Annotated in this window: 24 protein-coding genes; 14 read left to right on the top strand and 10 right to left on the bottom strand. The window is 34.3% G+C overall.

What is annotated here, in order from left to right:
• Positions 1-2 precede the first annotated feature (2 nt).
• From LPC20_RS02075 to thiL, 4 genes are all read left to right on the top strand, one after another.
• On the top strand, positions 3-1871 hold the full coding sequence (locus tag LPC20_RS02075; RefSeq protein ID WP_229327114.1) for a proton-conducting transporter transmembrane domain-containing protein: 1869 nt from the start codon (positions 3-5) through the stop codon (positions 1869-1871).
• Between the two features lie 19 nt (positions 1872-1890).
• Positions 1891-3486: a SulP family inorganic anion transporter gene (locus tag LPC20_RS02080; RefSeq protein WP_229326014.1), complete on the top strand. Its 1596-nt coding sequence runs from the start codon at positions 1891-1893 to the stop codon at positions 3484-3486.
• 71 nt (positions 3487-3557) lie between these two features.
• The gene (locus tag LPC20_RS02085; RefSeq protein WP_229326016.1) at positions 3558-4256 is read left to right on the top strand and encodes a DUF2490 domain-containing protein; all 699 of its coding nucleotides are present in this window, start codon (positions 3558-3560) and stop codon (positions 4254-4256) included.
• Between the two features lie 225 nt (positions 4257-4481).
• Positions 4482-5528 (top strand): thiamine-phosphate kinase, encoded by a 1047-nt coding sequence (thiL, locus tag LPC20_RS02090; RefSeq protein ID WP_229326018.1) that lies wholly within the window; start codon positions 4482-4484, stop codon positions 5526-5528.
• Between the two features lie 121 nt (positions 5529-5649).
• On the opposite strand, the gene LPC20_RS02095 is transcribed toward thiL, so the two are convergent.
• Positions 5650-7197: a glycine--tRNA ligase gene (locus tag LPC20_RS02095; protein ID WP_229326020.1), complete on the bottom strand. Its 1548-nt coding sequence runs from the start codon at positions 7195-7197 to the stop codon at positions 5650-5652.
• A 98-nt stretch (positions 7198-7295) separates the two neighbouring features.
• Here LPC20_RS02095 and LPC20_RS02100 point away from each other — a divergent pair, with 98 nt between their 5' ends.
• The 3 genes from LPC20_RS02100 (at position 7296) to LPC20_RS02110 (ending at position 9150) form a co-directional block, all read left to right on the top strand.
• On the top strand, positions 7296-7979 hold the full coding sequence (locus LPC20_RS02100; protein WP_229326022.1) for a ComF family protein: 684 nt from the start codon (positions 7296-7298) through the stop codon (positions 7977-7979).
• A gap of 51 nt (positions 7980-8030) precedes the next feature.
• Positions 8031-8420, top strand: coding sequence for a hypothetical protein (locus LPC20_RS02105; RefSeq protein ID WP_229326024.1), 390 nt, complete (start codon positions 8031-8033; stop codon positions 8418-8420).
• Positions 8421-8541: 121 nt separating this feature from the next.
• Positions 8542-9150 (top strand): superoxide dismutase, encoded by a 609-nt coding sequence (locus tag LPC20_RS02110; RefSeq protein ID WP_229326026.1) that lies wholly within the window; start codon positions 8542-8544, stop codon positions 9148-9150.
• 234 nt (positions 9151-9384) lie between these two features.
• Here LPC20_RS02110 and LPC20_RS02115 read toward each other — a convergent pair whose 3' ends face one another.
• From LPC20_RS02115 to purN, 4 genes are all read right to left on the bottom strand, one after another.
• A complete protein-coding gene (locus LPC20_RS02115; RefSeq protein WP_229326028.1) occupies positions 9385-11283 on the bottom strand; it encodes an amidophosphoribosyltransferase in 1899 nt (632 codons plus the stop codon).
• 69 nt (positions 11284-11352) lie between these two features.
• Positions 11353-12276 carry a PfkB family carbohydrate kinase gene (locus LPC20_RS02120; RefSeq protein ID WP_229326030.1) on the bottom strand — a complete coding sequence of 308 codons (924 nt, stop codon included), beginning with the start codon at positions 12274-12276 and terminating at the stop codon, positions 11353-11355.
• Positions 12277-12382: 106 nt separating this feature from the next.
• Positions 12383-12862 (bottom strand): ribonuclease HI, encoded by a 480-nt coding sequence (gene rnhA / locus LPC20_RS02125; RefSeq protein ID WP_229326032.1) that lies wholly within the window; start codon positions 12860-12862, stop codon positions 12383-12385.
• Between the two features lie 61 nt (positions 12863-12923).
• Entirely contained in the window at positions 12924-13490 is a 567-nt protein-coding gene (gene purN / locus LPC20_RS02130; RefSeq protein WP_229326034.1) for a phosphoribosylglycinamide formyltransferase, read from the bottom strand.
• Between the two features lie 176 nt (positions 13491-13666).
• Here purN and LPC20_RS02135 point away from each other — a divergent pair, with 176 nt between their 5' ends.
• The 6 genes from LPC20_RS02135 (at position 13667) to LPC20_RS02160 (ending at position 19005) form a co-directional block, all read left to right on the top strand.
• The gene (locus LPC20_RS02135) at positions 13667-13903 is read left to right on the top strand and encodes an acyl carrier protein (RefSeq protein ID WP_007137004.1); all 237 of its coding nucleotides are present in this window, start codon (positions 13667-13669) and stop codon (positions 13901-13903) included.
• A gap of 174 nt (positions 13904-14077) precedes the next feature.
• The gene (gene fabF, locus LPC20_RS02140; protein ID WP_229326036.1) at positions 14078-15331 is read left to right on the top strand and encodes a beta-ketoacyl-ACP synthase II; all 1254 of its coding nucleotides are present in this window, start codon (positions 14078-14080) and stop codon (positions 15329-15331) included.
• A 9-nt stretch (positions 15332-15340) separates the two neighbouring features.
• Positions 15341-16081, top strand: coding sequence for a ribonuclease III (gene rnc, locus LPC20_RS02145; RefSeq protein WP_229326038.1), 741 nt, complete (start codon positions 15341-15343; stop codon positions 16079-16081).
• Positions 16082-16194: 113 nt separating this feature from the next.
• Complete coding sequence (locus LPC20_RS02150) at positions 16195-16680, top strand: IPExxxVDY family protein (protein WP_229326040.1); 486 nt, start codon at positions 16195-16197, stop codon at positions 16678-16680.
• 8 nt (positions 16681-16688) lie between these two features.
• Complete coding sequence (pyk, locus tag LPC20_RS02155) at positions 16689-18119, top strand: pyruvate kinase (protein WP_229327115.1); 1431 nt, start codon at positions 16689-16691, stop codon at positions 18117-18119.
• Positions 18120-18243: 124 nt separating this feature from the next.
• A complete protein-coding gene (locus LPC20_RS02160; protein WP_229326042.1) occupies positions 18244-19005 on the top strand; it encodes a Bax inhibitor-1/YccA family protein in 762 nt (253 codons plus the stop codon).
• 55 nt (positions 19006-19060) lie between these two features.
• Here the strand turns inward: LPC20_RS02160 and dinB are convergent, their stop codons facing one another.
• Positions 19061-20143, bottom strand: coding sequence for a DNA polymerase IV (gene dinB, locus LPC20_RS02165; RefSeq protein WP_229326044.1), 1083 nt, complete (start codon positions 20141-20143; stop codon positions 19061-19063).
• 68 nt (positions 20144-20211) lie between these two features.
• On the opposite strand from dinB, the gene LPC20_RS02170 reads away from it, so the two are divergent.
• Positions 20212-20679, top strand: coding sequence for a CYTH domain-containing protein (locus LPC20_RS02170; RefSeq protein ID WP_229326046.1), 468 nt, complete (start codon positions 20212-20214; stop codon positions 20677-20679).
• Between the two features lies 1 nt (position 20680).
• Here the strand turns inward: LPC20_RS02170 and LPC20_RS02175 are convergent, their stop codons facing one another.
• The 4 genes from LPC20_RS02175 to pgi all read right to left on the bottom strand — a co-directional run bounded on the left by LPC20_RS02175 (position 20681) and on the right by pgi (position 26849).
• Positions 20681-21160, bottom strand: a complete 480-nt coding sequence (locus tag LPC20_RS02175; protein ID WP_229326048.1) for a septal ring lytic transglycosylase RlpA family protein — start codon at positions 21158-21160, stop codon at positions 20681-20683.
• A 58-nt stretch (positions 21161-21218) separates the two neighbouring features.
• Complete coding sequence (locus LPC20_RS02180; protein ID WP_229326050.1) at positions 21219-21641, bottom strand: hypothetical protein; 423 nt, start codon at positions 21639-21641, stop codon at positions 21219-21221.
• Between the two features lie 79 nt (positions 21642-21720).
• Positions 21721-24963 carry a TonB-dependent receptor gene (locus LPC20_RS02185; RefSeq protein ID WP_229326052.1) on the bottom strand — a complete coding sequence of 1081 codons (3243 nt, stop codon included), beginning with the start codon at positions 24961-24963 and terminating at the stop codon, positions 21721-21723.
• Between the two features lie 242 nt (positions 24964-25205).
• Complete coding sequence (pgi, locus tag LPC20_RS02190; protein ID WP_229326054.1) at positions 25206-26849, bottom strand: glucose-6-phosphate isomerase; 1644 nt, start codon at positions 26847-26849, stop codon at positions 25206-25208.
• Positions 26850-26941: the final 92 nt, after the last annotated feature.

Here is a 26941-nt window from a genome sequence, read left to right on the forward strand (position 1 = left end):
TGATGACAAATGAATTTTTATTAGTATTTATCATTATTCCTATACTAGGGTTTTTGATTAGTTTTTTTATTCCTGAAAGGAAAGAATCCTGGTTATCTAGGACCGCATTTACAACTGTTTTTGTCCAATTGCTATTGCTTTGTTTTTTTATTTTCTATTGGATATTTAACGGCAGCAAAGATTTAAATTTATTCGAAGTATCGTTAGTCAAAACGAATGATTACGACTTCTTCATAGACTTTTATTTCGACAAAGTAACTGCGGTGTATTTATTCATCGGCGCTTTATTAACCTCAATGATAACTACTTATAGTCGCTATTATTTACATCGAGAAAAAGGATACAAACGCTTTTTTATCACGGTTCTATTCTTCTTTTTTGGATATAATTTAGCCATTTTATCTGGAAATTTCGAAACCTTATTTATCGGTTGGGAAATTATCGGAATTTCATCATTTTTACTAATTGGTTTTTACAGAGAACGTTATTTACCTGTAAAAAACGCCTTCCGAGTATTTTCAATCTATAGAATTGGTGATGTTGGAATTATTTTAGCGATGTGGGCAAGTCATCATTTGTTCCATGAAAACATCACTTTTATCCGACTGCACAATTACGAATTGGTGAACGAACATTTGCAAAATCATACCTTAATTGGATCATTTATTGCTTTGTGTTTAGCATGTGCTGCTGCTGTAAAATCGGCTCAAGTACCCTTTTCTTCTTGGTTACCAAGAGCTATGGAAGGTCCTACGCCATCAAGTGCTATTTTTTATGGTTCACTTTCTGTGCATTTAGGTGCTTTTTTAATGTTACGAACCATGCCTTTTTTGGAACACCAAACATCTATGCGGATTGCCATTGGCATAATGGGCTTCACAACAAGTATCATTACCACTTTAATTGCTAGAGTACAATCCTCCGTAAAAAGTCAAATTGCTTATAGTTCGATTTCTCAAATTGGATTGATATTTATTGAAATTGCTTTAGGATTAGAAACATTAGCTTTATTTCACATCGCTGGAAATGCGTTTTTAAGAACCTATCAATTATTAGTTTCACCATCTGTAGTAAGTTATTTAATCCGGGAACAATTTTACAATTTCGTACCTAAACAAGTAAGCAAAAGTATCATTCCTAAAAAATTAGAAATTGCTTTGTATGTGTTAAGTTTAAACGAATTTCACTTGGAAAAAATTATTAGAATTTTTCTTTGGAATCCATTAAATACAATTGGTAACAAATTAAATTTCTTAAACTTAAGAAAACTATTCTTCTTGTTTTTAAGCACCTATTTTATTGGAAGTATCACTTTGTACAACAAAAATTCAATTCCAAGTTATGTAACTAATTATTTACCTGAAATCTTCGCTACCATAGGATTAGTATTAGTTTTCAAAGCATTTTCAGAAAGAAAAAGTCCGTTTGTAGCTTGGTTACTAATTGTTTTTAACCATTTCTGGATTGTGTTAGCCATTTTGTTTAACGAAAAAGTAAGTTATTACGAAATATCTCTTTATATCACAGGAATTGTAATTGCGGGAATTATTGGTTATATCGCTTTATTGAAATTAAAAACAATGGAAAAAAGAATTTTATTAAGTCAACATTCTGGACACGTATATGAACATCCAAAATTTGCTTTCTTTTTCTTATTAGCAGCACTTGGTGTTACCGGTTTCCCAATTACTTCCACTTTTATTGGCGAAGATTTATTGTTTAGCCACATTGAAAGTCACCAAGTAGTTTTAGCTTTTTTAGTGGCAAGTAGTTTTGTGGTTTCCGGAATTGCTGGCGTTAGAATTTATACCAGACTTTTCTTAGGCACACACATCAAAACCTATCACGAATTACCTAATAAATCATCTTAATTAAAACACATTCATTTATATGAACTCAAAAATAAATAAATTCATCCCAGCAGACGGAATTGCGGGATTAAAAGAAAATTTCTCATCAGATGCCATATCTGGTTTTATCGTATTTTTATTAGCACTACCTTTAAGTTTAGGAATTGCAAAAGCATCAGAATTCCCACCAATTATGGGATTAATTACTGCCATTATTGGCGGGTTGTTAGTCAGCTTAATTTCTGGTTCACGTTTAACTATAAAAGGTCCAGCTGCTGGATTAATTGTAATTGTAGCAAGTGCTGTAGCAGAATTTGGACAAGGCGATCCAATTTTAGGCTGGAAATTAGCCTTAGGCGCCATGGTTATTGCGGGTTTTGTTCAAATTTTATTTGGTGCTTTAAAACTTGGAAAACTAGCCGATTTTTTTCCGCTTTCTGCCATTCATGGTATGTTAGCCGCCATTGGAATCATTATTATTGCGAAACAAATTCCGGTATTATTAAATGACAATCCAGCATTGGCAAAAGGAAAAGGACCGTTAGAATTATTAGCTAACATTCCGAATTTTATTATGAATTTAGACTATAAAGCTACTATTATTGGTGTGGTAAGTTTAGCCATTATGCTAGGCTGGCCATTCATCAAAAATAAATACATCAAAATGTTTCCAGCACCACTTGTGGTTTTATTATTTGCTATTCCAGCAGAATTATATATGGATTTCGCACATACTGAACCCACTTATTCCTTAGTAAAAATTGGAAATTTAGTAGATAATATAAATATCAATGCAAGTTTTGAAGGTATTTCACAAATAGGAACTTTTATCAAATTCGTTATTATGTTTGCTTTAATCGGAACCTTAGAAAGTTTATTAACTGTAAAAGCTATAGATTTAGTTGATCCTTTTAAAAGAAAATCGAACGCCAATAAAGATTTAATTGCAGTTGGAATTGGAAATGTTTTTGCAGCCTTTTTAGGTGGCTTACCAATGATTGCAGAAGTAGCACGTAGTTCTTCCAATGTGAATAACGGCGGAAAAACACGTTGGGCAAACTTCTTTCACGGATTTTTTATTTTAGCTTTTTTATTAGTTGCCTCACCCTTATTAGAAATGATTCCGAATGCGGCATTAGCAGCTATGCTTATTACAGTAGGCATCAAATTAGCACATCCAAAAGAATTTATTCATACTTTTCAAATAGGAAAAGAACAATTAGCCATCTTTTTAGTCACTATATTCTTTACTTTATTTGAAGATTTATTAGTAGGTATAGCTGCTGGTATACTATTAAAAATGATTATTCATTTAATTAACGGAACACCAATTTCATCGTTTTTTAATGCTCCAACAGAAGTTTCCTTTGAAGGAAATGAATATTATGTAAAAATTAGCAAAGCTGCTATTTTTACTAATTTTTTAGGTATTAAAAGAAAACTAGAAGAAATTCCATCAGGATTTAATATTACCATAGATTTAGGAAAAACCAAATTAGTTGATCACTCCGTTATGGAAAATTTGGAACATTTTAAACACGATTATGAATCGAATAGTAATAGTAAGGTTATAATTATAGGGTTAGATAATCATAAACCTTTATCAAGCCATCCATTATCCTCTAGAAAAGTATAACCATGAAAAAATATCGAAATTCCCTAGTAGCTCTAATCGGGCTACTAGTAATTATATTGCCAAATAATGCTATGACACAGACCAAAGCTAGTAATGAGAACATTTGGCTTCATTATGTTGGAAAAAATATGATAACCAACAAGATATCGTTTACACTTGAAGCAAGTACGCGATATGCCAATAGCTTTTCAGAGAAACAACAATACTTTATAAGACCTTCCTTAGATATTCAAGTTACTAAAAAATTTAATGGCAGTGTAGGTTATTCTCATTACAATACCTATGTATATGGCAGTCCCTCTTTAAATAAAACTGATATTCCGGAAGATCATGTTTGGATTCAAGGCTCATTTGTGAATTCTAAAGGTAATTTTAAATTTACACATCGTTTAAGAGATGAAAATAGATTTGTTGGAATTGCAATAAAAAATGGTCCAGAATATTCAATTGATCATTATGATTATAGAAATAGATTGCGTTATATGTATTTATTGAATTATACACTAATTAAAAAAGAAAATAAAGTAAAACTATATGGAATATTGGGAGATGAGGTCTTTTTAAATATTGGATCAAATGCAGGGAAATCTTTATTAAATCAAAATAGAATTATTGGTGGATTAGGTTATAATATTAGTATAACCCAACAAATTCAACTGAATTACATACATCAAAATATTTGGAATTACTCAAATACTTTTCAAGAAAGTAATCCCACTGTTAGGGTTTCTTATATAACAAATTTTAACTTAAAAAAAAATCATACCTGAATTTAGTTACAATATCAAAAGAGCTTGTTGTGAATAATTGAAATTAGACAAATACATTAGATGAATTAAGGTAATTAATTTGTAATTGTATATCTTGATAAACTCAATATGGTTATTCTTTGATAAAACCCAACAACTTTCGTTATTGGGTTTTGTTTTTCATTTCGGCTAATCAAAGCCTAAAAAACTTTGTACCTTTGGACCTTTAAAATTTGCTACTCTATTATGATTGAAGATAAAAACCCACAACGCACCAGCATTTCGCAATTAGGCGAATTCGGATTGATTGACCATTTGACCAAAAACTTTGCTATCACACAAGCTTCTACTTTAAAAGGAATTGGAGACGATGCCGCAGTTTTGAATTTTAAAGACAAAAAAGTTGTCGTTTCAACAGATATGTTAGTAGAAGGAGTCCATTTTGATTTGGCGTATATGCCTTTGAAGCATTTAGGCTACAAAGCAGTGGTTTCGAATGTATCGGACATCTGTGCGATGAATGCCAAAGCAACACAAATCACGGTTTCGATTGCTGTTTCCAATCGTTTTCCGCTAGAAGCCTTAGAAGAGTTGTTTGAAGGAATTACCTTGGCAGCTAATGAATACAAAGTGGATGTTATTGGTGGAGACACAACTTCATCACAAAAAGGATTGATCATTTCGATTACAGCAATTGGCGAAGCCGATGAAACCGAATTAACCTATAGAAATGGCGCTAAATCCACTGATTTATTAGTAGTGACAGGCGATATTGGCGCGGCTTATATGGGATTGCAAGTTTTGGAAAGAGAAAAACAAGTGTTTTTGGTGAACCCCAATTCGCAACCTGATTTAGATGCGTATACCTATTTAATCGAACGCCAATTAAAGCCCGAGGCGCGAAAAGACGTACGTACTTTATTGCACGCTTTGGAAATCAAACCCACTTCTATGATTGATATTTCTGACGGGTTATCTTCGGAAATTATCCATTTATGTAAACAATCTAAGGTTGGATGTAATCTATACGAAGAAAAATTGCCTTTAGATCCTCAATTCATTAATGTGTGTGAAGAATTTGATATCGACAGCACAACGGTTGCGATTAATGGTGGTGAAGATTACGAATTACTTTTCACGATTGCAATGGAAGATTTTGATAAAATAAAAGGCAATCCGAACTTTTCAATAATTGGTCATATGACACAAGAAAGCGAAGGCATACATTTAGTTACCCGTGCCAACACTAAAATTGCATTGAAAGCTAGAGGCTGGAATCCTATTGCAGAATAATCACATTTACGATATACGATTTTGATATACGATTTATTCATTATTAAGTAAATCAAAAAGTCCCAAACTCAATTGAATTCGGGACTTTTTTATATCCTATTTCGACTATTGAAATCGTAGTTTAGTCGTTCATTTTCATCAACCAATTTTTCATTGACACTTCGTTCTCGATAATGTTTTTCAAGTCGGCAATGTTAACGCGATCTTGTTTCATACTGTCTCTATGACGAATGGTAACCGTTTGGTCTTCGATAGTTTGATGATCTACAGTAATACAGAAAGGAGTTCCTAAAGCATCTTGTCTTCTATAACGTCTTCCAACTGCATCTTTTTCGTCATAAGTCACATTGAAATCCCATTTCAAATCGGCAATAATTTGATGTGCAATTTCTGGCAATCCATCTTTTTTAACCAATGGTAAAATAGCGGCTTTAGTTGGCGCCAATACTGCTGGCAAGCTCAATACAGTTCGTGTAGAACCATCTTCTAAAGTTTCCTCTTTTAATGAAGTAGCAAAAACAGCCAAGAACATTCTATCCAATCCTACTGAAGTTTCTACAACATAAGGCACGTAATTTTGGTTCAGTTCGGCATCAAAATATTGTAATTTTCTTCCTGAATATTGTTCGTGTGCTTTCAAGTCAAAATCAGTACGCGAGTGAATTCCTTCTAATTCTTTGAATCCAAAAGGAAAATCAAATTCGATATCAGCAGCGGCATTAGCGTAGTGTGCTAATTTTTCGTGATCGTGAAAACGGTATCTTTCTTTTCCTAAACCTAAAGACAAATGCCATTTCAAACGGGTAGCTTTCCAATGTTCGTACCATTGCATTTCTTCGCCTGGACGCACAAAAAATTGCATTTCCATTTGTTCGAATTCACGCATACGGAAGATAAATTGTCTTGCTACAATTTCGTTTCTAAAGGCTTTTCCTGTTTGAGCAATCCCAAAAGGCACTTTCATTCGTCCTGATTTTTGAACGTTCAAGAAGTTAACGAAAATTCCTTGCGCCGTTTCTGGACGTAAATACAAATCCATAGCCGAATCAGCTGAAGCACCTAATTTAGTTCCAAACATCAAATTGAATTGACGTACTTCAGTCCAATTTCTTGAACCTGATTCTGGACACGCAATTTCTAATTCTTCGATTAAGGCTTTTACATCCTCCAAATCTTCATTGCCCAAAGAACGAGCCATTCTTTCTAGAATTTCTCTTTCCTTGGCTTTGTATTCCATCACACGAGCATTGGTAGTCACAAACTCTTGTTCGTTAAACGCTTCTCCAAAACGCACCCGTGCTTTTTCGATTTCTTTGATGGCTTTTTGATTGAGCTTTTCAGCATAATCTTCAATCAAAACATCGGCTCTATATCTTCTTTTCGAATCTTTGTTGTCAATCAATGGATCGTTAAAAGCATCAACGTGACCTGATGCTTTCCAAGTCGTCGGGTGCATCAAAATGGCCGCGTCCAAACCAACGATATTCTCATTCATTTGCACCATTGATTTCCACCAATATTCGCGAATATTTTTCTTTAATTCTACTCCGTTTTGTGCATAATCATATACTGCACTCAATCCATCGTATATTTCGCTTGACGGAAAAATAAATCCGTACTCTTTTGCGTGCGAAACTACATTCTTAAATAAATCTTCTTGTTTTGCCATAGTACTGCAAAAATATAAAAAGTGTCCTTAAAAAAAAGGAAATAGTTCAAGTTTGAATCACTGATTTTCTTATTTTTATGTTTCCTAACCCAAATCTTATGTTTCAAAGCCTCATTCATCTATTTTTCCCACCTAGCTGCGCAGGTTGCAAAACCGTTTTGATTACCAATGAAAATGTAATTTGTACCAATTGCCGACATGAAATGCCGCTCACTCAACACCATTTGAACCCTGAAAATGAAGCATTCAAGAAATTTTACGGGCGTATTCCTGTTGAACAAGTTTCGGCTTTGTTGTATTTTCATAAAAAAGGAATTGTTCAAGAATTGATTCATAGTTTGAAATACCGAGGCCAAGAAGCCATTGGCACCATTTTAGGCGAATGGTATGCAGAAGAATTAAAAAATCACCATTTGCTCCAAACAGTTGATGCTGTTATTCCCGTGCCTTTACATCCAAAAAAGTTGCGTGAAAGAGGTTACAATCAAGTAACTGAATTTGGAAATGCATTAGCGAAATCACTACATATTCCAGTAAACAATACAATTTTATTTCGGCAAGTATATTCCAAAACCCAATCCCAAAAAAATCGTTTAGGCAGAACCGAAGGAATTGATTCCGTTTTTGATGTTTCGTTCTCTGAAAGTGATCATAACCAACATTTTCTTTTGATTGATGATGTCATTACTACGGGTGCTACACTAGAAGTTTGTGCCAAAGCGTTGTTGAAAATTCCCGGAGCGAAAATTAGTATTGTTTGTATGGCAATGGCCGATTCTTAAATAATAAATTTATATTTGTTTCAATTAATCCCTATTTGATACCCAATCCCAATGAAAACTAAAACTTTCTTTTTCGCCCTATTATTCGCTGGAACCTCAGCGCTTTTTGCCCAACAAACTCAACCAAAAGCAGGTGCCGACAAAGACACCCACGGCTGTATTGCCTCAGCAGGTTACACTTACTCGCAACTAAAAAAAGAATGCATTCGCACGTTTGAACAAAAAATACAATTGAAAGAAATTGCCACCAAAGGCAATTACACTGCCGCAGTCCTTTTTAACAAAAACCAATCCAAGGCTGAAATCTTCTTGAAAGAAGAGAAAACGAGCGTGATTCTTAACCGTTCTTCAAAAGGAATTTGGAAAAATAGCACCTACACTTTATCACAAGACAAAGGTTTTGTGTTGAGTAAAAATAAGAAGGCAGTTTATAGGTTGTAATTTTCAGATTCATTTGATTAAACTTCTTTTAACAAAATTATCACACAATGATGTTTTCTATTTGAAGTTAAATGCCTAATTTTGATTTCACTTATTAATTTTCACTTAAAATAATTATATCATGGCTTTTGAATTAGCACCATTACCTTATGCTTACAATGCGTTAGAACCGCACATTGATGCACGCACTATGGAAATTCACCATACAAAACACCACAATGCGTATACAACTAACTTGAATGCTGCAATTGCAGGTACCGATTTAGAAGGAAAAACTATCGAAAATATTTTGATTAATTTAGACAAAACCAATGCTGCTGTTCGTAACAACGGTGGTGGTTTTTACAATCACAATTTATTTTGGTCTGTAATGACTCCAAACGGTGGTGGTTTACCAACTGGTGAATTATTAGAAGCTATCGAAGCTTCTTTTGGAACCTTTGAAGAATTCAAAGCAAAATTTGCTAAAGCGGGAGCAACTCAATTTGGTTCAGGATGGGCGTGGTTGTGTGTTCACAAAGGCGGAAAATTAGACGTTTGCGGAACACCAAACCAAGACAATCCATTAATGCCAGAAGTTGGTTGTGGAGGAACTCCAATCCTTGGGATGGATGTTTGGGAACACGCTTACTACTTGCACTACCAAAACAGAAGACCTGATTATATCGAAGCGTTCTTCAATGTAATTAACTGGACAGAAGTTACAAGACGTTTTGCTTTAGAGAAATAGTCTTTGTTTAATACATAAAAAATCCGCTGATGACCTCAGCGGATTTTTTTTTGTCTTAATTTCCTAATTTAAGTAAAATAAAAGAGGAGGAAATACTTCCTCCTCTTTTGCCCCAAATCTACCACAAACTTAACCTTCTATTGTTAATGGTAGTGTAAATATAACTTTAGATTTGTTGTCTTTAATTTTATTTAGACGAAAGCCTAAAAAAATCGACAAACGGTATTTTTTAGCTTAATACGCACGTGCATCTTTCCCTTCGTAGAAATTCATAAAAGCTCGATTGACTACTCGGTTCCCTCCTGGTGTTGGATAGTCTCCAGTGAAATACCAGTCCCCTAGATTTTTCGGGCAAGCAATATGTAAATCTTCTACCGTTTGGAAAATAATTTTTAACTCGGCATTTATTTCTGGAGAGCTCAACATCTCTGCAATTTTATCTGAGATTTCCTGAGGTGTAAATGGCTCATAAATTGCAGTAACATAATTCACCACTTCCGCATCTATAAAGTTTTCTTGCGCTTTACACTTAGTATAAACTTCATCAACAATAGAGTATAAATTACGCTCTTTCAATAATTCTAAAGCTGCTCTAAAAGCCACTAGGCCTTCTAGTTTTGCCATATCAATTCCGTAACAGTCTGGATAACGAATTTGTGGTGCCGATGACACAATCACAATACGTTTAGGTTTCAAACGATCCATCATTTTGATGATACTCATTTTCAGAGTAGTCCCCCTAACAATACTATCGTCGATAATGACCAAATTATCCGTTGGTTTTATCACTCCATAAGTTACATCATACACGTGAGCAACTAAATCGTCACGACTACTATCTTCTGTAATAAACGTTCTTAACTTAGCATCTTTAATCGCTACTTTCTCTGTACGAATTTTAACTTTTAAAAGCTCTTGTAAAGTTTGCGCTGTTAACGTATTTCTGTTTTTTAAAATGTAATCATTTTTTCTTTGGTTCAAGAAATCTTGAGCCGCTTCCACTAATCCGTAGAAAGACGTTTCAGCAGTATTTGGAATATACGAAAATACCGTATTATCTGTATCTTGATCTATCGCATTTAATACTGAAGGCAAAATTAATTTTCCAAGTGTTTTGCGTTCTTGGTAAATTTCAGCATCACTTCCTCTAGAGAAATAAATACGTTCAAACGAACAGGCTTTCTTAACGGTAGGTGCTAAAATTTGATTTAACGAAATGTTTCCGTTTTTCTTAATAATCAACGCATTTCCTGGTTCAATTTCTTGAACGCTTTCAAAAGGAACGTTAAATACTGTTTGGATAACTGGTCGTTCTGAAGCTACTACTACTACTTCATCATCTTGGTAATAATACGCTGGGCGAATTCCCGCTGGATCTCTAAACACAAAAGCATCTCCGTGTCCTAAAAGTCCTGCCATCGCATAACCCCCATCTAAATTTTTAGAAGCACGAGTTAAAATTCGGGCAACATCTAATTTCTCAGCAATAACCGGTGACGCCTCTCTTTTATTTAAGCCGGCATTTTTACATTCTTGATACAAATCGGTTACAGCATCATCTAAGAAATGTCCAATTTTTTCCATTACGGTTACCGTATCCGCCATTTCTTTTGGGTGCTGACCCAATTCAACCAAACTTTGGAACAATTCCTTAACATTCGTCATATTAAAGTTTCCAGCCAAAATTAAGTTTCGGTGCATCCAGTTATTCTGACGCAAAAAAGGATGAACGCTTTCAATACTATTTTTACCAAAAGTACCATAGCGCACATGTCCTAAAAACACTTCCCCTAAATAAGGAATATTTGCTTTTTGAAGCGCTACATCATTCGCATATTCTGGATGTGAACTCATTTCTGAGTTAATTCTTTCATTAATTTGAGCAAAAACATCTTGTATTGGTTGTGCTGCATTAGAACGCACACGGCTGATGTATCTTTCTCCTGGCTCTACGTCTAATTTGATACTCGCAAACCCCGCTCCATCTTGACCACGATTGTGCTGCTTCTCCATCAACAGATACATTTTTTGTATCCCGTAAAAAGCAGTTCCGTATTTTTCTTTATAAAATTCAAGCGGTTTTAAAAGCCTCACTAAGGCAATTCCACATTCGTGTTGTAAAGCGTCGCTCATTGTTGTATTGTAATTGGTTGTGTTGTGTTATGTATAAAAAAAGCCCCGAAAATTTCGAGGCATGAGTAATTATAATTGGATATCAAATTGTGTCAATGATTTGAATTGTTGCAATCTAGACACTACTTCTTTTTTATCTAAAGCTAGCATTCTTTCTGTTCCAAATTTCTCTACGCAGAACGAAGCCAAGTTGGAACCATAAATTACTGCGTTTTTCATATTTTCAAAAGACACATTTTCGCTTTGTGTAATAAATCCTGTAAATCCACCCGCGAAAGTATCTCCAGCTCCCGTTGGATCAAAAACTTCTTCTAAAGGCAATGCTGGTGCAAAAAACACTTCACCGTTATGAAATAAAAGTGCGCCGTGTTCTCCTTTTTTGATAACCACATATTTAGGACCCATTGTATGGATTTTAGCTGCTGCTTTCACCAATGAATATTCTCCTGACAATTGTCTCGCTTCTTCATCATTGATCGTAATAACGTCGATACGTTTCATCACGTCCAATAATTCTGGTAAGGCACAATCCATCCAAAAGTTCATCGTGTCTAAAACGACCAATTTAGGTTTTACTTCCATTTGGTCCAAAACGCTGCTTTGAACTAATGGATGCAAGTTCCCCAACATCACTACATCAGCATCTTTAAAATTTTGAGGTACTTTTGGTTGGAAATCAGCCAAAACATTCAATTCGGTTGCCAAGGTATCTCTAGAATTCAAATCGTTGTGGTACAAACCACTCCAAAAGAACGTTTTACCTCCCTTAACAATTTCAAGACCTGAAATGTCTATATTTCTAGCCGTCAATAAATCCAAATATTCTTGTGGAAAATCGTCTCCAACTACGGAAACAATAGCTGATTGCAAATTGAAAAAAGAAGCTGAAAGACCAATATAGGTTCCAGCACCACCTAAAATTTTATCTGTTTTCCCAAAAGGAGTTTCAATAGCGTCGAAAGCAACTGTTCCAACAATCAATAATTTGTTCATTATTTTAGTTTCGAAATTAAGAGGCAAAGATAGTTTATAAGTTTTAGAGTTGCAAAGGTTCAAAGAGGCAAAGTGAAGAGAATTTTACATTCTTCAAAATGGAGTATTACAACAACTTCTCGTCTTCTTTTTCGTAATATTCATCTACCGAAAGTTGCTTTTGTGTTGATGCCATTACAGCTAATTCATCACATCGCTCATTTTGAGGGTGGTTATTGTGGCCTTTAATCCATTTAAAATCGACATGATGTTTTTTGTAAATTACTAAAAACCGTTTCCACAAATCAGGATTTTTTTTGCCTACAAAACCTTTTTTCTCCCAGCCAAAAACCCATTTTTTTTCTACGGAATCGACCACATATTTCGAATCAGAAACTACGAGAACTTTAGTATTGGGATTTTTTAATTTTTCGAGACCCACAATAACTGCTAACAATTCCATTCTGTTGTTAGTAGTATGCCTAAATCCTTCGTAAAATTCTTTTTTATACGGTTTGCCTACCCATTCCATAACCACACCATAGCCTCCAGGACCTGGATTGCCCTTGGCTGCACCATCGGTATAAATATGTACTTGGTGTGACATAGAAAGGTTATGAGGTTATTGGTGTATGAGGTTATGAATATAATCTTGAGAATGCATTTAACTATACGTTAGTGATCAATTTTTCAATCACTTTTGGAAAATGCTCTTGCTCCAGTTCGTGAATTTTAGCAGCAACTACTTCGGGAGTATCGCCAATTAAAACCGCTACTTCTTTTTGAAAAATACTATTTCCTTCGTCATAATTTTCATTGACATAATGAATGGTAATTCCGGTTTCTTTTTCTTTATTTTCTACTACAGCGCGATGCACATGCATCCCGTACATCCCTTTTCCTCCGTATTTAGGCAACAAAGCAGGATGAATATTAATTATTTTATCAGGATAGGCTGCAACTATTGTTTCAGGGAATTTTAATAAAAATCCAGCCAACACAATTAAATCAGGTTGAAATGTATTAATTTCTTGTAGTACTTTTCCTGTTTCTAAATCGTTTTTGGAAAAAATTTCAGTACCAATGTTAAAGTTTTTTGCTCTTTGAATTACCTGAGCATCGGCTTTGTTTGTGAATACTTTTACCACTTTTGCCAATTTAGAACTATCAAAATACCGAATAATATTTTCGGCATTAGTGCCTGATCCCGAGGCAAAAATTACAATTTTTTTCATGTCTTCAAGCTATTTGTTATGCAAAAAAAGGGATAATAAATGGAAAAAAATAGCAATGTCAAACCTTTGTTACAATAAATTTTATATTTTCGTTTGCACATTTATTAACTAAATAGTTGTTTTAAAATAAAGTTTTTTATTTTTGCCAACAAATTAAATTTTAAAATTAAAATATTATGTCAGACATTGCATCAAGAGTAAAAGCGATTATCGTAGACAAATTAGGTGTTGACGAAAACGAAGTTGTAACAGAAGCAAGCTTCACTAACGATTTAGGAGCTGACTCCTTAGATACTGTAGAGCTTATTATGGAATTCGAAAAAGAATTTGATATTCAAATTCCAGACGATCAAGCAGAAAATATCGCTACTGTAGGTCAAGCAATCTCTTACATTGAGGAAGCTAAAAAATAATACTAAGACACCCGTTTCATTTTGTCTCGGGTGTTATTATTTTTATTACATTTAAATTTGTGATTGAAATTCAATCAAAACCATATAAAATCAACACCCACAGCTCTTTATGTACAAGCAACTTAAAGATTAAAGCGTGGGTTTTGTTTGTTTAAAGCATTAAATACATAGACTATGGAATTACGTCGCGTTGTGGTTACTGGTTTAGGAGCACTAACTCCTATTGGGAATACCGTACAAGAATATTGGAACGGACTGATCAACGGCGTTAGTGGTGCAGCACCTATCACTTATTTTGACGCTTCAAAATTCAAAACACAATTTGCTTGTGAATTAAAAAACTTCAATGTTGAAGATTTTATCGAAAGGAAAGAAGCCAGGAAAATGGACCGATATGCACAATATGCTATGGTCTCTTCTACAGAAGCTATGGAGGATGCTAATTTTGATTTAGAAAAGTTAGACAAAGACAGAGCTGGAGTAATTTGGGGTTCAGGAATTGGCGGTTTAGAAACCTTTCAGATTGAAGTTTTAAATTTTGCCGCAGGTGACGGAACGCCAAAATTCAATCCGTTTTTTATCCCAAAAATGATTGGTGATATTGCCTGTGGACATATTTCAATCAAGTACGGATTTAGAGGACCTAACTTTGGAACAGTTTCTGCTTGTGCATCTTCAACTAATGCAATTATTGACGCTTTCAATTATATTCGTCTTGGTCATGCTGATGTAATGGTAACTGGTGGTTCTGAAGCCGCAGTCACTATTGCTGGAATGGGTGGTTTTAACGCCATGCATGCACTTTCTACAAGAAATGATGATCCGAAAACCGCTTCAAGACCAATGGATAAAGACCGTGATGGATTTGTACTTGGTGAAGGAGCCGGAGCTTTAATTTTGGAAGAATACGAACATGCAAAAGCACGTGGTGCCAAAATTTATTGTGAAATTGGCGGAGGCGGAATGTCAGCTGATGCGTATCATATTACAGCGCCGCATCCAGAAGGATTAGGAGCCAGAAATGTGATGTTGAATTGTTTAAGAGATGCTGGTTTACAACCAACAGATGTTGACGGAGTTAACATGCATGGAACTTCTACACCATTAGGAGATTTAGCCGAATCAAAGGCAATCGAACAAGTGTTTGGAGATCACGCTTATACCATGAATCTTAATTCCACTAAGTCAATGACAGGTCACTTACTTGGTGCAGCTGGGGCTGTTGAAACTATTTCGTCTATTTTATCTTTGAAATACGGAATAATTCCTCCAACAATTAACCATTTCACAGACGATGAGAACATTGATCCAAAACTTAACTTTACTTTTAACACAGCTCAAAAAAGAGACGTAAAAGTATTGATGAGTAATACTTTTGGTTTTGGTGGACACAATGCTTGTGTATTGGTTAAAAAATTAGACATCTAAAATAGTACTATGCGTATTATTAAAAAAATATTTAGAAAATCCCGTTCTCTTGAAGACGGGATTTTTTTTGGTGCTATTGAACAAATTTTAGGTTTCCCTCCCATAAATCTCGAGTTTTATAAAAAAGCATTTACCCATCGCTCCTCTAACATTATTGACACTACTGGAAATCCAAGCAACTACGAACGGTTAGAATTCTTAGGAGACGCCATGTTAAGTGCCGTTATAGCCGCTTACCTTTTCGACAAAGCTCCTACTGGTGACGAAGGCTATTTAACTAAAATGCGTTCTAAAATTGTAAGTAGAGACCATCTCAATGAATTGGGCAAGGACCTAAATCTAGTTCAATTTGTAGAAAGCAAAGTCCCTGTTCAACATTTTGGTGACAACATTCATGGTAATATTTTCGAATCTTTAGTAGGCGCCATCTATTTAGACCGTGGCTATGAATACTGCGAAAAGTTCATTCAAAAAAGAGTAGTAGTTCCTTATGTCGATATAACCCGATTAGAAGGCAAAGTCATTAGTTACAAAAGTTTAGTAATTGAATGGTGCCAAAAAGAAAAGAAGCAATTCCATTTTGATATTTTTGAAGACAATGGCATTGACGGCGAACGACTTTTTGGTGTTAAATTAAGCATTGACGAAAAAGTAGTTGGAAAAGCCCGAGCCACTTCAAAAAAGAAAGCAGAAGAAAAAGCATCCCAAAGAGCTTATTTTGCATTTCAAGAAAAAATAGACAAAAAATAATACAATTTCCTTCAATCTATAACGTTTTCGTTGATAATTTAACAAAAACATCAAGGTTTACAAGCGCCAAGCTACATTAGAAATAGTATATTTACACCTCATTTTGTGAAGTAATGGCAATACATAAATTAGATCTTGACGAATTTGATGAAATAGATTACCATCTAATTGCTATCCACACAACATTGGAAGACTACCGATTAGCCTATTTCATTAATCAACATCTTCCAGTAAATTTAAGTAAAAGCAAAGAAGAAATTCTTATCAGTATTAAACAAGGTGATACTCAATTTTCGAGATTTTACTTTGATGATGAAGATAATTTTATCTCTTGGAATCTGATTCAAAACAAGAATGAGGTTGTTGGGAAAAAAGAAATAACAAACCAAGATTTATTTTCAAATAGTACTCAAGAAGTAGCCACAAAAGTGTTCTTACTTCCCGAATTGAAAAAAGTGGACTATTTTTTAAAAATAGAAAGTGACGACGATCTTCAAATAAATGAGATTGTAAAAAACCTGAAATCAATTAAAAGTTTGTCAACTGTTTATGTGGTTGATACTGAAACTATAAAATCTAAAAACAATTTAATTTTTTAATAAAAATGATTAAAACAAACAAAAAAACAAAAATTGTAGCCACACTCGGACCTGCGTGTAATACAAGAGAAATCATCAAAGATATGATTGAGGCTGGAGTTAATGTATTTAGAATAAATTTTTCGCATGCTGATTATGAAGATGTAAAAGAACGAATTAGTATTATTCGCAGCATTAATGAAGAGTGCGGTTATACAACTGGAATTCTTGCTGATTTACAAGGACCTAAACTTCGTGTTGGTGTAATGGAAGAAGGAGTTGTTGTTAACGATGGTGACTTAATTACTTTTACTACTGCTGAAGATATCATTGGAACCAAAGAACGTGTTTTCATGAAATACCAAAACTTTCCAAACGATGTAAATCCAGGAGAAAGAATTTTGTTAGATGATGGAAAATTACTTTTCGAAATTGTGTCTACGGATAAAAAAACAGAGGTAGTTGCTAAAGTGATCCAAGGTGGTGAATTGAAGTCTAAAAAAGGGGTTAACCTTCCAAATACTAAAATTTCACTTCCAGCAATGACTGAAAAAGATATTGCTGACGCTATTTTTGCAATTGGACAACAAGTAGACTGGATTGCGCTTTCATTCGTGAAAACACCTAGAGACTTGCAAGACCTTCAAGAATTAATTGCGGAGCATTCAGAATTTAAAATTCCAATTATTGCCAAAATCGAAATGCCAGAAGCATTAGAAAACATGGACAAAATTGTGGCTTATTGCGACGCTTTAATGGTGGCTCGTGGAGATTTAGGGGTTGAACTTCCTGCTCACGAAGTACCATTGGTACAAAAAGAATTAATTGTAAGAGCTAAAACCGCTCGTATCCCAGTTATTGTGGCAACACAAATGATGGAAACAATGATTACTAGTTTAACTCCTACTCGTGCCGAAGTAAATGATGTGGCTAACTCGGTTATGGACGGTGCTGATGCAGTAATGCTTTCTGGAGAAACTGCAGCAGGGAATTATCCTGTTCAAGTAATCCAAAAAATGACGCAAATTATAGAAGCGGTAGAAGATTCTCCGCTAATTAAAGTGCCACAAAACACACCACAAGTTAGAACGAATCGTTTTATTACTAAAACCATTTGTCAACATGCTGCTCAAATGGCTAACGTAATCAAAGCAAAAGCAATTTGTACTTTAACTAATAGTGGGTATACTGCTTTCCAAATTTCATCTTGGAGACCTTCAGCTCATATTTTAGTTTTTACATCTAACAAAAGAATCTTAACTCAATTGAACTTATTGTGGGGAGTTAAATCTTTCTACTATGCTAAATCAGTGAGTACAGATGATACTGTAACGGATGTAAATGAAATTGCAAGACAAAAAGGATTTGTAGAGAAAGGAGATTTCTTAATCAACCTTGCAGCAATGCCTGTAACCGATAAAGGAATGGTAAACACCTTAAGAGTTTCTGAAATAGAATAATAAGTCTATTATATTTAAAAAAGCCCTCGTGTAGAGGGCTTTTTTATTGTAAAAATTTTATGAATATTTAAACATTTTCATATCAAAATAAATTTTACTTTTGAAGTACTAAATCTAAATTATTATGAGTTCAAATTCTAACAATCCGTTTTTAAACAATAAAGCGTTTACATCAAGTAAAACAGAAGTTCACGAAGCAACAATCATTGGGCATGAACAAACTATGACCATAGCGGGAACTATGAACAAAAGTTTAATTTTGTTTTTACTGCTTACCGCTGCTGCTATGATTACCTGGTGGATGGCAAACAACGGACAAAGTCCTATGGTTCCAATGATAGGTGGTGCTGTAATGGGACTTATTTTAGTAATAATTGCCGCTTTCAAACCACAACTTTCAGGCTATTTAGCTCCTGGATATGCGGTTTTTGAAGGTTTATTCATTGGAGGGATTTCTGCAATTTTTGAAATCAAATATCCTGGTATTGTAACACAAGCTGCAGGTGCTACTTTAGTTACTTTTGCAGTGTGCTTAGGGCTGTATCGTTTTAAAATTGTACAAGTTACTGAACGATTTAAATCTATTATAATCGCTTCGACTTTAGCCATTGGAACCTATTACATTATTTCTTGGCTAATTTCTTTATTCACTAGCTTTACACCTGTTCATCATGGGAATTCCATGTGGAGCATCGGAATTAGTGTTTTTGTGATAGTAATTGCCGCAATGAATTTATTTTTAGACTTTGATCAAATTGAAGAAGGAACCAAGAGAAGAATGCCTAAATACATGGAATGGTATAGCGCCATGGGCTTGATTATTACTTTAGTTTGGTTGTACATCGAATTCTTACGATTATTGTCTAAGTTAAATAGTAGAGACTAATTTTGTCGACCTCATTTTAAAGCTCCATTGTGAATTCATAATGGAGCTTTTTTATTTAAAAGGCAAACTGCAATTGCACCACTACTGTTTTCTTTTGTTCTGTATTCAAATTACTTAATGAAATTCCGAGTAACCGAACCGAATCCTTCATTCGTTCTTGATACAATAACTCTTTTACATTTTCTAGAATCAATGCTTTATCAGAAATAAAATACGGAACCGTTTTGCTACGTGTTTGTTGCGTAAAATCACTATATTTTATTTTTAAAGTAACCGTTTTACCTGCGATTGATTGTTTTTTTAGACGTCGTTCTAAATTTGTCGCTATGGTTTCAAGTTGTTCTAACATGAATATTTCAGATGATAAATTAGCATCAAAAGTATGTTCTGCCGCAACAGATTTAGTAATACGATTTGGTTTTACTTCGCTAGTGTGAATTCCGCGAACAACTTGATAATAAAACGCTCCTGATTTACCAAAATGGGTTGATAAAAACTCCACCGATTTGCTCTTTAATTCCAATCCGGTAAAAATGCCTAATTGGTACATTTTTTCAGTGGTCACTTTCCCTACACCATAGAACTTCCTGATTGGTAATTCTTCTAAAAAAGGAATAACTTCGTCTGGATTGACTGTTTTTTGTCCATTAGGTTTGTTGTAATCACTCGCAATTTTAGCAACAAACTTATTGACCGAAACTCCTGCCGAAGCAGTCAAACCAACTTCGTTCAAAATTCGCATTCGGATTTCTTGTGCTATTAAAGTCGCACTGGGATTTCCTTTTTTATTTTGAGTCACATCAAGATAGGCTTCGTCAAGCGAAAGAGGTTCTACCAAATCTGTGTAATCAAAAAATATGGAGTGGATTTTTTTGGAAATTTCTTTGTACCGATCAAAACGTGGTTTTACAAAAATAAGTTCGGGGCAATTTTTTTTGGCTAAAACACCACTGATGGCACTCCTCACACCGAATTTTCTCGCTTCATAACTCGCTGCCGCTACTACTCCTCTGTTTTCAGAACCTCCAACAGCAATGGGTTTGCCTCGTAGTTCTGGAAAATCCATTTGTTCTACCGAAGCATAAAAGGCATCCATATCGATGTGAATGATTTTTCTATGTTGTGGAGTTTCAGACATGACACAAATTTATACAAAAAGGTTTAGTCAAAATCAACTAACTTTGAAGCAAGAAATAGAATTGGATTATGATTGAAATAGAACGAAAGTTTTTAGTAGCTTCAAACGCATTTAAAAGCGATGCTTTGCGCAAAAACAACATTGCTCAAGGCTATTTGAGTGCGCATACAGAACGTACCGTACGAGTGCGTATAAAAGGCGAAAAAGGTTATCTAACTATTAAAGGAGAATCGAATGAAACTGGATTATCTCGTTTTGAATGGGAAAAAGAAATTTTAGTCGCTGAAGCCAAACAACTTTTAGAATTATGCGAAAAAGGTGTAATTGAAAAAATCAGGTACGAAATACAAGTTGGCGAACACCTCTTTGAAGTAGATGAATTTTTAGGAGAAAACGAAGGATTGGTTATCGCTGAAGTAGAATTACAATCAGAAAGCGAAATATTTGAAAAACCAAGTTGGTTAGGCATTGAAGTAACGCAAGATCATCGCTATTACAATTCGTATTTAAGCCAAAACCCTTTTACCAGTTGGTAATTTAGTTTTCAATAATTTCAATTTTAACACGCAACATTCCACTTCTTTTATTGTCTGCAAGATCCATAAATGCACGCTTTGTTAAATCAATTTCCTTCGAACGGACAAAAGGCCCTCTATCAGTAATTTCTACGATAACGGATCTACCATTAGCTTCGTTGGTCACCTTTACTTTGGTGCCAAACGGTAATTTTTTATGCGCTGCAGTATAACCACTATTACTGAATTTTTTACCGCTAGTAGTTCGTCTTCCATTAAACTTGTCTGCGTAATAAGAAGCAATAACCGACTTTTTAAAGGGCTTTAACTGAAGTGGTTTTACTGGAATACTATCTTCAACAATTACGTCTGTTGCAGCAGGTTTCGTTTTTTTAAGGGTATCTTTTGCAATTGTAGTTTTTTGTTTGTTCAATGTATTGGATTGGCTCCAAGCCAAAGCAACCGCAAGAACTAAACACAATGCTATCAAACCTTTTTTCATGTTTGCTTTTTTTAATTAAAAATTGGGATAAAAAAAGTCCTTTTCAGGACTTTGTATTTTAGAACCATAGACTCCAAGGAATTCTACTCAGAATTAAAACCAAACCTATACCGTAAAAAATACCAATAGACTTGAACTTAGCTTCATTAGTAGCCGCTTTTTTATGTTTAGACCACCCAATGGTAATCAATACAATAGCAATGATATTAATCAAAGGATGTTCTAAAGAAGTCAATCTATACGCTTCGTTTTTCATTTGTCCAAAAACAGCTGATCCTAATGGTGATACAAAATACAACACTAAACCAACTAGTAATTGAATATGAATTCCTATTAAAGCAAACAAGGCAATTTTACGGTCTTTGGCGGTAAACTCTTTTTGAGAGGATTTACCAATAAAAGAATTTACTACAGCTATCACTAAAAGTAGAATGGCTAAATACGCCCAACCGGAATGAAATTTTTGAATGAAATTGTACATGTTTTTATTTTTGAAAATCAAATATAATAAAAAAACCCTTATTTCAATGAAATAAGGGTCTGATTTTAGTTTAAAAAGTCTAGTTAAAAGTATAACGTAAACCTGTTTGAACTTGCCATCTTGATGAATTTAAACCTACATCATCAACTTGATTAATGTTAGCAGCCGTCACTGGGTTGAAACTAAATACTGGTCTAGCTCCTGCAGCAATAGTAGACCCTACTTGTGTTAACAATGGCACTTGATCATTATTTACAAAATATCTTTTACCCCAATCTTTATTCAACAAATTAGTAAAGTTAAAGATATCAGCTGTGAAAGACAATGTATGTTTCTTTTTACCTACTTTAATTGTAAAATCTTGAGCAAATTTCAAATCGATAATGTGAGATGTTTTCAAACGGTCTCCATTACGTTCCGCATACTTACCTCTTCTGCTTCTTAAATAATCATTCCCTTCTACAAATGAATTGAATGCATCCCATTGTTGATCTGGAGTTAATCCATTAGCAGTTACAAATGTAATGTCTGCTTTTGTTGCAGGAACATAAATTAATGCAGAATTAGAAAATGTATCTTGAGATATTCTTCCAGCATCATTATATACGTAGCTGAATGGAGTACCTTGTGCACCTTCATAAAACAATCCTAAAGTTGTTTTAGTAAACTCATTCCATTTGAAAGTAGCGTTACCGTTTGCAATAACTCTTCTTCCTGGATCAAAATCAGAACGTGACAAAACTAAATTATTAGCTCCATTAACATTTTCAACATTTCTCCACTGAGAACTATTTTGAGACGAAGTAGCGTCCATCAATACGGTAGATTTACCATAAGAATACGTTCCAGAAACATTAGCATCAATAAAATCAGATCTAAAGTTTTTAGTCAACGTAAACGATAAATTATGTGATTTACCTTCAGAAGTATTTGACCCTAAGTAAATTCCTAAATATCTTTGATCTACACGAGAGTTTCCATTAAAACGCGGACGTGTATCTGGACCTGTTAAATTAGAACTAGCTGCTCTTATGTTTAAATCTTGGTATAATACCGCACTAATATTATCATTATATATTATTTCAGATGACAATACAAAACCGTAAGGTAATTTTTGATCTACAGCAAAACTAGCTTTAAAAACCTGTGGTAATTTAAAATCTTTTGCAAATAAATCTATGTTACCCCCAGGTAAACCTGATCCAGGTCTTGGATACAAATTAGTGTTAGGTAATGGAGCTAGCTGACTTGCAACACTAGGATTAGGATTAAACACAGGCATATCGGCTGCAGAAGTAATTTGAATTGCTCCTTGCGATAAACCATTATTATTATAAGTTCCTCCTGGCCAAACCAAAGGTAATCTTGAAGTAAATACTCCAGCACCCCCTCTAAACTGAGTAGTTTTCTTACCATTCAAATCATAGTTGAAACCAACTCTTGGAGAAATATGTGCTTGTGTTCTTATAGCTTCACCTACTCTAGCCCCTTGCAAATCCTTACCAGCTGCTGTCAACAAATCAACTGTTCTGGTATTGAAATCATTATTTACTAAACCATCTTCCCATACTGGAACGTCTACACGAACACCGTATGAAACTTTAAGATTGTCATTAACTCGCATGTCATTTTGGATGTATGCTCCAAATTGCATAGTTCCAAACTCAGCCGCTCCTTGAGAATCATCCCCTTCACCACCAATTAATGAGTAGTTTAATTGAAATCTATTTGGCTTAGCATTGTTTAAGAAATCATTTAAATTATTATAACGGTAAGAACCAAAATTATTTCCAAAGAAAACATTTCTAGAGTTAGAAAATTCATTGTGCGTACCTATAGTAAGGGTGTTTCTTCCAATATTGATTTCTAAATTATCCGTTATTGTTAATATTTTTTGTCTCAACAAGTTAGCAGTTGAAAAAGCCTCAGCACCAAAAAATATACTTGGAGCAGCTCCGTCAAAAATCTGAACAGTTGGGAACGGAGATCCTGAAGCATCTCTATCATCATTAACATCAGTATAAGCCACAACTAAATTATTAGAAAATTTATTTCCAAATTTAGAGCTCAACTCTAAAGCAGTAGTATTTGTAGTAGATTCAAATAATTGACTACCATTGATAAAATTGATTGCCGTTGCAGAAGAGCGGTTTGGAGAGAAGTTTTCAGCTTTCACATAACTGTGTCTCAAAGACAATTTATGATTATCGTTGATATTCCAGTCTAATTTTGTAGTTAACTTATCACTAACTAAAGTTCTTACATTATTTTCAAAAGAACCTGGATCGTATCCATAAGAAGCCAACTTAGTTCTCAGCTCTGCTAATCTATTTCTCGAGTCACCTGTATAAGTTGACAACTCAAAAGGTTGTGGAGTTTCATTGTCTTGTCTTTCGTAATTGATAAAATAAAACAATTTATCTTTCTTCAAAGCACCTCCAGCACGAATACCGTAAGTTTGAGCAGTAAAATCTGCTAATTTAGATCTTCTTGAAGTCCCTGCTAATGAAGGAGGTGTCATTCCAACTAAATTTTGATTTCTATTTAAAAAATAAGCAGAACCTTCAAATTCGTTAGTTCCAGATCTAGTAATTGCACTAATTGCACCACCAGCAAATCCTGATAATTTAACATCAAAAGGAGAAACACTCACTTGAAATTGTTCAATTGCATCAATTGAGATAGGACTAACTCCTGTTTGACCACCATTTGTTCCATTTGCAGCAAGACCAAAAACATCATTACTTACTGCTCCATCAATGTAAATAGAGTTGAAACGGTTGTTTTGACCACCAATTGACAAAACATCATCGCCTCTCAATTGAGCTTGTGGAGTTAAACGTGCAAAGTCAGAAATATTTCTTGATAAAGTAGGTAAAGCATTAATTTTCTTAGAATCAATAACTGTTTGAGCACCAGTTCTTTTAGAGTTAAATGTGTTATCTCTAGAACTTGTAACTACAACTTCTTTCAATTCATTTGACTCACTAACTAAAACCACTTTCAAAGTATTAGACTCCCCCAGTTGAAGGAAAGATCCATTATCTTGAAACGATTTAAATCCAACATAAGAAACTGTGATCTTATAAGGACCACCTACTCTCATATTCGAAATTCTGAAACTACCGTCAAAATCAGTAGTTGATGTGTAACGAGTCCCAGAAGGGCCGTGAACAGCTAAAATGGTAGCACCAGGCAAAGACTGTTTGTCAGTGTCATATACGATACCATTAATCGAAGATGTTGTATTCCCTTGAGCAAATAAACTACTTGAAGAACCCAACACAACTAAAAATAAAAATACTTTAAATAATTTTTTCATCGTTGTTTTGTTAATTAATTTTTGGCAAAATTATAACATTTTTAGCTTTATACGTTAAGACAACGTTAAAAAAAATAAACAATTTCGAGTTTTTTTGAACAATTATTGATTTTAGTGCGATTGATGAGTCCAAATTTTTGAGTTTTTTATAACTTAAGCAAAAACAAGAAGATAGAAATCTGCTCTGTAACAAAAAAGCGATTGGAAGATTCCAATCGCTTTTATAATCTAAAAAATATAGTTTACTTGTTTTTCAAAAAATGATTCAAAAGAAATGATGTAGAACTATCGTGGTTATTTATTGTTTTACTATTGATTTCATCCAGAATAGAATTCGCTAATTGTTTTCCTAATTCTACTCCCCATTGGTCAAAACTAAAGATATTCCAAATGATTCCTTGCACAAATATTTTATGTTCGTACATCGCAATTAGAGAACCTAACGACTGCGGCGTTAATTTTTGAATTAATAAAGAATTAGTTGGCTTATTTCCTTCAAATACTTTGAAAGGTAACAATGTCGATGCTTTTTCAGGAGACAAACCTTGTTTGTCAAATTCAGCTTGCACTTGAGATTCGGTTTTGCCATGCAACAAGGCTTCTGTCTGTGCAAAAAAGTTCGACATCAATTTATCATGGTGATTATCGTCTCCATATAATGGTTTCACAAATCCAATAAAATCAGCCGGGATTACTTTTGTACCTTGGTGAATCAATTGAAAAAAGGCGTGTTGCGAGTTGGTTCCGGGTTCTCCCCAAATAATAGTTCCAGTTTGATAATTAACCGGTTCACCATCGCGACCCACACTTTTACCATTACTTTCCATTGTTCCTTGTTGTAAATAAGGCGCTAATTTTTGTAAATACTGCGTGTACGGAATCAAAGCTTCGCTTTCAGCGCCAAAGAAATTATTGTACCAAACGCTCAATAAAGCTAGGGTTACAGGAATATTTTGATCAAAATCAGTTGTCTTGAAATGTTCGTCCATTTCATTAGCACCGCTTAACAAGGCATTGTAGTTTTCAAATCCAATAGCTAAACTAATAGAAAGGCCTACCGCACTCCACAATGAAAAACGACCACCAACCCAGTCCCACATTGGAAAAACATTGTCTGGATTAATTCCAAACCCTGTTACTTTATCTAAATTAGTAGAAACCGCTACGAAATGTTTGGCTACATCTTCTTGTTTGGCTGATTTCAAAAACCATTCTTTAATGGTTTCTGAATTAGTTAAGGTTTCTTGAGTCGTAAACGTTTTAGAAACTATGACAAATAAAGTGGTTTCCGGATTTATTTTTTTGATGATTTCATTGACATGATCTCCATCCACGTTGGAAAGAAAATGAACATTCAAATGATTTTTATAAAACTGTAAGGCCTCTACTGCCATTGCAGGTCCTAAATCAGAACCCCCAATACCAATATTAACTATATCTGTAAACGCTTTGCCTGTAAATCCTTTTCGCTGACCTGAAACCACCTCATTGGTAAAGGCTTTGATTTTATTTTTAACCGCATAGACCTCAGGCATTACGTTTTGACCATCAACCTTAATTACTGCCGATTCTTTGGCACGCAAAGCCGTATGAAGCACCGCTCTATTCTCTGTTTGATTGATCAACTCTCCTCCAAAATAAGCAGTTATCGCTTCTTTAAGACCAACTTGATTGGCTAATTCCAATAACAAAGACATTGTTTCTTCATTAATTCTATTTTTAGAATAATCCAAAAGAAAATCATTCCACTTCAAGTTGAATTTAGCTACACGTGAATCATCTAATTGGAATAATTCTTGCATTGTAGTCGATGCGATTGCATTATAATGTTGTTGCAATTTTGCCCAAGCAGCAGTTTGAGTTGGGTTGATTGTTTGTAAAGCCATTGTTTAGGTAATTGTTTTTATTTTCGGAGCAAAAATACTGAAATTAGTTTGAATACAACTTGTACTCAAATCCTATCACATTTTTCAGTTCA

This window comes from Flavobacterium ammonificans (assembly GCF_020886115.1).
Lineage (GTDB): Bacteria > Bacteroidota > Bacteroidia > Flavobacteriales > Flavobacteriaceae > Flavobacterium > Flavobacterium ammonificans.